The following is a 6,778-nucleotide window of genomic DNA, read 5'->3' on the forward strand; positions in this document are numbered from 1 at the left end:
TCAGGGGGGACGAGGGCCGGGTGGGCGGCGCCGGGGCGCGTCGTCAGCGGGTGAAGTAGCGGCGCGGGTTCTCGGCGAGCATCTGGTCGAGCTGGCCGTCCGGCACGCCGGCCCCGCGCAGCGCGGGCAGCACGTCGTCGCTGATGTGCCGGTAGTTCCAGTTCGGCGCGAACGCCGGCACGGTCGCGGGATCGGGCCCGAACCAGTCGATGAAGCAGCTCGCGTCGTGGCTGAGCACCATGCGGTCGGCGTAGCCGCGCTCGCACAGCGCCGCGACGGTGCGGACCCGGTCCGCCGTCGGGTTGATCACGTCGAGGCCGAACCGGTCCATGCCGAGGATCGCGCCGGTGTCGGCCAGCTCCATCAGGTAGTCGAGGTCGTTGCTGTCCCCGGCGTGCCCGACGACGACCTTGCTCATGTCGACGCCCTCCTTGCCGAGGATGTCCACGACCGTCCGGCCCGCGTGGATCGAGCTCTCGGTGTGCACCGTCACCGGGGCGCCCGTCTCCCGGTGCGCGCCCGCGACGGCCCGCAGCACCCGCTCCACGCCGGGAGTGAGGCCCGGCGCGTCCATAGCGCACTTGAGGAACGCGGCCTTGACCCCGGTGCCGGCGATGCCCTGCGTGAGGTCGCGCACGAAGTAGGCGATCATCGGGTCGGGGCCGTCGTCCATCACCGTGCCCGGGCCCCGGTAGTGGAACTGGAACGGCACGTCGTTGTAGGTGTAGATGCCCGTCGCCGCGATGATGTTGAGCTCGGGGACCTGCTCGGCGATCCGCTGGATGCGCGGGATGTAGCGGCCGAGGCCCCACACGGTCGGGTCGGCGATCGTGGTGATGCCGCGCGCCGGCAGCTCGCGCAGCTTGGCCACCGCGTCGGCGACCTTCTCCTCCTCGTTCCACCAGTCGTCCGCGCCGTAGTTCTCGACGTGCTCGGTGCCGAGGCAGAAGACGTGCTCGTGCATGTACGTGCGGCCCAGGGCGGCGACGTCGACGGGTCCGCGGACGGTCTCGACTGCGGGCATCAGGGTCTCCCTCGGTCCAGGCGGGACGGGTGCATACCGACCGGTCGGTTTCTGGCAAGCTATGTCCGTGGACGCGGGCGCGTCAATGGGAGGAACGCCGATGACCGAGACCCAGCCTACGGACGCCGCGGCGGACGGCGGCGCGGATTCCGCGCCGGTCCGGCGCAGCCCCGTGGAGCGGCGCATCCTGGACGCCGCGCTGCGGCTGTTCGCCGAGCGCGGCTTCGACGGGACGTCCGTCCAGGGCATCGTCGAGGCCGCCGAGGTCACCAAGGGCGCCCTCTACCACTACTTCGACTCCAAGGACGCGCTGCTCTACGAGATCTACCATTCGCTGATCGCCCGGCAGCTCGCCGACCTCGACGCCGTCCTCGCCGAGGGCCTCGCGCCGCGCGAGGCCGTCCGCAAGGTGCTGACGGGGCTGATCCTCAGCACCGCCGAGCACATCGACGAGGCCAAGGTGTTCGGCCGGGAGATGCACCGCCTCGACGACGCCCGCATGCACGCCGTCCGCGCCGACCGCCGCCGCTACCACCGCACGTTCCGCGGCCTGGTCGAGCAGGGCAAGCGGGACGGCTCGTTCACCACCCCGACGCCCGCCGAGACCGTCACGATCGTCGCCCTCGGCATGGTCAACCAGCTCCCGCGCTGGTACCGCGCCGACGGCCCGAAGCCCGCCGCCGACCTGGCCGCCGAGGTGGCCGACTTCATCCTCGCGGCCCTCGACTGATCGACGGGCTAGCGGCGGGTCTGGAGGGGGAGGGCGGCGTCGCGGAGGTCGGCGAGTTCCTCGTCCCAGTCGGCCGGCGCGGACAGCGGGGCCAGCACGAACTTCGACAGGCCGGCCTCGACCAGCCGCTTGAGGTGCGCCTCCAGGCCGTCGAGGTCGGGGACGACGTCGGCGGGATCGGCCGGACCGCTGACCCTGCGGACGCGCGCGAGCCGGGCCGCGGCCTCGTCCGGCAGCGGGCCGCGCCGGTAGGGGACGACGGCGCCGAAGTGCTCCTCCTCGATCTCGCGTCCGGCGGCAGCGGCGGCCTCCTGCACGGCGATCCGGCCGCGCTCGCCCTCCGCGGGCGTGGTGAACGCGGCGAGCCAGCCGTCCGACAGCCGGCCGGTGCGGCGCAGCTCCACCTCGGACGTCCCGCCCATCCACACGTCGAAGCCGCCCTTGACCGGCCGCGGCCCGATGCGGAGCCCGTCGTAGTGGAAGCGGGGCCCGTCATGGGTGACGGCGTCGCCCGCCCAGAAGCGGCGCAGCAGCGGCAGCGCCTCCTCGAAGATCGCGGCGCGGTCCTCCCGGCGGACGCCGAACGCCTGCTGCTCGGCGGGCAGCCGCTGGCCGAGCCCGAACGCGGGCAGCAGCCGGCCGCGCGCCAGCACGTCCAGCGACGCCAGCTCCTTGGCCAGCAGCGCGGGGGAGCGCCCGGGCACCGTCATCACCGCGGTGCCGAGCTTGATCCGGGACGTCAGCGCCGCCGCGTGCGTGAGCACCACGACCGGGTCGAGCGTCGCACCGGACGCCCGCTCCGACACCCACAGCGAGTCGAAGCCCTCGCGTTCGAGGCCGCGGACGAGGGCGGTCAGGGAGTCCGGGCCGAGCGCGCCCGACGCGGGCGCCATGCCGATGCGAATGATCACGTCCCGACCGTACGCACGGTCAGTTCGCTGACGCAACCCTCCGCGGAGTGATCGCGGCGGCCCCGGCGGCGAGCAGCGACAGCACCGCGATCGTCACGGCCATCGGCAGCGCGGTGCGCGGGCCGGCGATCCCGGCGAGCGGCCCGGCCGCCCCGCCGAGCGCGAACTGCGACAGCCCGAGCAGCGCCGACGCGCTCCCGGTGACCTGCGGCGGGCGGTCCGCCAGCGCCAGCGCGGTCGCGTTCGGCATGATCAGCCCCTGCCCGGACGCGACGAGGAACAGCGCCGGCAGCACCGCGGGAAGCCCGCCTCCGGCCGGCACCGCGACCAGCAGGCCGATCCCGCCCGCCGCCACGATCGCCAGCCCCGCCGCCAGCAGCCGGCCCAGCGCGACGCGCCCGGCCAGCCACCCGCTGACCTGCCCGGCCGCGACGATGCCCAGCGAGTTGACGCCGAACGCGATGCTGAAGGCCTGCGGGGACAGGTGGTAGATGTCCTGCAGGACGAACGGCGAGCCGGAGATGTAGGTGAACATCGCGGCGAACGCCAGCGCGAGCGCCAGCCCCGGCCCCACGAACGACCGGTCGGTCGCCAGCGCCCGGAACGTCCGCACGGTCGCGCGCAGCCCGCCGGTCTCGCGGCGCTCGGGCGGCAGCGTCTCGCCCAGGCCGGCCAGGACCGCCAGGAACAGCGCGACGCCGATGCCGGTGAGGACGCCGAACACCCCCGGCCACGGCATGACCCGCAGCAGCTGCCCGCCGATCACCGGCGCGAGGATCGGCGCCAGCCCGTTCACCAGCATCAGCGTCGAGAAGAACTTCGCCGCCGCCACCCCGTCGTACAGGTCCCGGACGACGGCGCGCGCGATCACGATCCCCGCCGCCCCGGCCGCGCCCTGCACGACCCGCAGCGTGATCAGCGTCTCCACGTTCGGCGCCGCGACGCACAGCAGCGACGCGGCGGCGTACGCGGCGAGCCCGACCAGCAGGGGCCTGCGCCGCCCGAGCGCGTCGCTCAGCGGCCCGGCGACGGCCTGCCCGACGGCGAGCCCGACGACGCAGGCGGTCAGGGTGAGCTGCGCCTGCATCGCCCCGGTCGACAGGTCCGACGCCACCCGGGGCAGGGCGGGCAGGTACATGTCGATCGACAGGGGCGCCATCGCGGTGAGGGCCCCCAGCACGCCGATCAGCACCACTCGCCGGTCGGCCCTGGCGGCCGTGCCGGCCGGCACGGCCGCCTTGGCAACGGGGTCAGACAACCTTGACCGCCTGCTCGAAGTCGAGGCGGGGGTTGCGGGGGAACCAGGCGTCGGGGCCGGGCTTGCCGGCGTTGACGACGGCGATGGCGCGCTGGTTGCCGCCGAGGAACTCCTTCTCGACGGCGGCGGCGTCGAAGCCGGCCATCGGCCCGGCGGCGAGGCCGGCGGCGCGGATGCCGAGGATGAGGTAGCCGAGCTGGATGGAGGCGTTGAAGCGGGCCATGGCGGGACGGCCGGGGTTGGCCTCCATGGCCTCGCGGGCGCCCTCCCGGTGCGGGAAGGTGACCGGGAGGTGCTCGTGGAAGTCCTCTTCGGCGGCGACGATGAGGGTGAGCGGCGCGGAGGCGGTCTTGGCCCGGTTGCCCTCGGCCATCAGCGGGAGGAGCCGCTCGCGCGCCTCGGCGCTGCGGACGGCGACGAGCCGCAGCGGCTGCGCGTTCATCGCGGTCGGCGCCCACTTCACCAGGTCGTAGATCGCGCGGAGCTGCTCGTCGCCGACGGGTTCGGCGCTGAAGGTGTTCGCGGTGCGGGCCTCGCGGAACAGCAGGTCCTGCGCGGACGCGTCGATGGCGAGCAGTCCTTCGGGCGCGATCGTCGTCATGTCCTCACCTCTCGGTCGGATGGCGGAGCCGCGGTCGGGACGGCTCCGAGAGGCTGTAACCGGATGACGGTACGTTATCTGCCGCGTCAGGAAGTGCGATCCGTCACACACCGGTTCAGAAGGGGAACCGCTCGGCCGCGGCGACGACGGCGCCGGCGACGGTCGCGACGGTGAGCACCGACAGCCCGCACAGCACGGCCCACCGTCCGGCCTGGTACCCGGCGGGGACGCGGCCGGAACCGCGCCCCCGCACCGGCCAGGGCGCGCGCAGCGGGGCGGTGCCCGGGACCTCCTGCGCGTCGCCGGCGGTGAGGGGGTGGTCGCCGCCGGACGGGGCGGCGGGCGCGAGGCCGGACGCCCAGCCGAGCAGGTCGGCGACCGCGGCGGGCTCGGTGGCCAGGCCGGAGGCGAAGTAGCGGACCTGCCCCGCGACCTGGTCGAGGGTGCGGACGGTGTTGCCGAGCCCGACGCCGCTCAGCCACGCCCGCACGTCCGCGCCCGGATCACCGTCGGGACCACCGTCGGAGCCATCGCCGCCGTGGCCGAGGCAGCGGCCGATCTCGGTGCGGACGAGCAGGTCGGTCTTGGTGACGATGACGGCGACGCGCTTCTGCCGGCCGTGGTCGGGGCGGGAGCGCAGGTCGTTCAGCACCCGCTGGAGGGTGTCGGCGGGGTCCTCCTCCGACGACACGGCGGCCTGGTCGACGAGGTCGGCCTCGTCCCGGGTGAGGGCGCGCCGGACCTGGGGGAGCGCGAACGGGTCGACGACGAACAGCAGCGCCTCGCCGTGGTCGAGGTAGCGCAGCGACTCCACCTCGGTCGCGCCGGTGTAGTGCTCGCCCGCCGGGTCGAACAGGTACAGGATGCGGCGCGCGCGGCCGGGCAGGTCGACGTCGACCATGGTGGCGAGCGGCAGTTCCGGGCCGGTCTTGGCAGGCCGCCCGCCGTGCCCGAACTCGCGGATCGCGCCCGCGTACGCCTGCGCATGCCGCTGCTCCACGAACGCCAGCCGCCCGTGGAACGACCGGGCGCGCGCGTGCAGCGCCCGGATCCCGAGGAACATGAACGTGGTCTTCCCGGCGGCCGGCCCGCCGACGAACGGCAGCGGCTCGACGCGGACGCGCCCGATGCGCTCGGGCAGGCGCCCGCCGCAGTGCGGGCAGTAGGCGGCGAGGCGGAACCGGCCGAGCGGGACGGTGGTGGGCAGCCGCGCGCCGCACCGGCACACGTGCCGGAACGCTCCCGCGGCACTGGGCGACAGGTGCTTGTGCCGGGCGCCGCATCCGGGGCACTCGTACTCGGGCAGGCCGATCCGCTCGTAGCAGAAGGGATGCGGGCAGGTCTGCAGGATCCGCCCGTACGCCATGAAGATCCGCTCGACGGCCGCGAGGACCAGCACGCACACCAGCCACGCCGCAAGCCCGGCCGCCGCTACCACCCCGTACAGGACGGTCAGCGCCAGCACGAACGCCGCCGCCGGGACGGCCGCCGCCACGATCCCCGCGCACAGCGCCAGCCAGATCGGGAACGCGAAGAACCCCCACAACCCGCCGAGCAGCGTCCGGGTGAGCCGGACGACGGTGCCGGACGCGATCCGGTACACCTGCGGCACGACGGTCCGGCTGATCGTCCACCAGTCCCGCCACACCTGGCCCAGCAGGTAGTTGCGGTACGCGACCTCAGGCGAGGCGACCGGGGACGGGCCGTCGAGCGCGGACGGGGCGAGCGTGCGGCACGCGCTCAGGTAGTACAGGCCGAGCGCGGCGGCGCCCGCGACGACCAGCGTCGCGGGGAACAGCACCGGGAACACGTACCAGAACCCGAGCCACATCGCTCCGACCCACACGGCGGCCAGCAGCAGCCCGATCAGCACCTGCACGCGCTCACCTCCCCTCGTCCCCGGCGAGGAGGCCCTTCAGCGCGGAGCGCAGTTCCGGGCGGTCCGACAGGTGCGCGTCGAGCTGCCGGGCGGCGAGCCAGCGGGCGGCGGCGGACCGCGCCCACGCCTCCAGCCCCGGTTCGGCGATCCCGCGCGTCCGCAGCCGCAGCGCGATCTCGACCAGGTCGTTGCGGTGCCCGGCGTCGGCGCCGCGCAGCGGGGCGCGGCCGGTGCGGGCGCGGGCGGGCAGCTCCGCCGTCCAGCGGTCGGCGATCCGGGCCCGCACCGGCGCGGGGGCCGCGGCCAGCAGCTCCGCCCGGAACGCGGGCGGGCGGGGGGACAGGGGGCGCGCGGCCGCCTCGCACGCCTCGCCCG

The 6,778-nt window shown here is 75.1% G+C and carries 6 protein-coding genes and 1 pseudogene; 1 reads left to right on the top strand and 6 read right to left on the bottom strand.

The window, feature by feature from the left end; translation table 11 throughout:
- Nucleotides 1–43: 43 nt before the first annotated feature.
- Nucleotides 44–1,024: a phosphotriesterase family protein gene (locus ABD296_RS40515; RefSeq protein WP_344280566.1), complete on the bottom strand. Its 981-nt coding sequence runs from the start codon at nucleotides 1,022–1,024 to the stop codon at nucleotides 44–46.
- 100 nt (nucleotides 1,025–1,124) lie between these two features.
- Between ABD296_RS40515 and ABD296_RS40520 the strand changes: the two genes are divergently transcribed.
- The gene (locus tag ABD296_RS40520; protein WP_344280569.1) at nucleotides 1,125–1,754 is read left to right on the top strand and encodes a TetR/AcrR family transcriptional regulator; all 630 of its coding nucleotides are present in this window, start codon (nucleotides 1,125–1,127) and stop codon (nucleotides 1,752–1,754) included.
- An 8-nt stretch (nucleotides 1,755–1,762) separates the two neighbouring features.
- Here ABD296_RS40520 and ABD296_RS40525 read toward each other — a convergent pair whose 3' ends face one another.
- From ABD296_RS40525 to ABD296_RS40545, 5 genes and pseudogenes are all read right to left on the bottom strand, one after another.
- The gene (locus ABD296_RS40525; protein WP_344280571.1) at nucleotides 1,763–2,665 is read right to left on the bottom strand and encodes an LLM class flavin-dependent oxidoreductase; all 903 of its coding nucleotides are present in this window, start codon (nucleotides 2,663–2,665) and stop codon (nucleotides 1,763–1,765) included.
- A 19-nt stretch (nucleotides 2,666–2,684) separates the two neighbouring features.
- A complete protein-coding gene (locus ABD296_RS40530; RefSeq protein ID WP_344280573.1) occupies nucleotides 2,685–3,923 on the bottom strand; it encodes a multidrug effflux MFS transporter in 1,239 nt (412 codons plus the stop codon).
- Nucleotides 3,916–4,524 (bottom strand): malonic semialdehyde reductase, encoded by a 609-nt coding sequence (locus ABD296_RS40535; RefSeq protein WP_344280576.1) that lies wholly within the window; start codon nucleotides 4,522–4,524, stop codon nucleotides 3,916–3,918. Before ABD296_RS40535 ends, ABD296_RS40530 begins: the two co-directional genes overlap by 8 nt.
- Nucleotides 4,525–4,639: 115 nt before the next feature.
- Entirely contained in the window at nucleotides 4,640–6,403 is a 1,764-nt protein-coding gene (locus ABD296_RS40540; protein ID WP_344280579.1) for a TRAFAC clade GTPase domain-containing protein, read from the bottom strand.
- Nucleotides 6,404–6,407: 4 nt separating this feature from the next.
- Nucleotides 6,408–6,778: pseudogene (locus tag ABD296_RS40545) on the bottom strand (hypothetical protein); the annotation flags it as partial.

The organism is Actinomadura napierensis (assembly GCF_039529375.1).
GTDB lineage: Bacteria > Actinomycetota > Actinomycetes > Streptosporangiales > Streptosporangiaceae > Spirillospora > Spirillospora napierensis.

Bases quoted from the DNA above. Each gene is read 5' to 3' on its own strand.
- ABD296_RS40520 (WP_344280569.1), top strand. From the start codon at position 1,125: ATGACCGAGACCCAGCCTACGGACGCCGCGGCGGACGGCGGCGCGGAT.
- ABD296_RS40535 (WP_344280576.1), bottom strand. From the start codon at position 4,524: ATGACGACGATCGCGCCCGAAGGACTGCTCGCCATCGACGCGTCCGCG.
- ABD296_RS40515 (WP_344280566.1), bottom strand. From the start codon at position 1,024: ATGCCCGCAGTCGAGACCGTCCGCGGACCCGTCGACGTCGCCGCCCTG.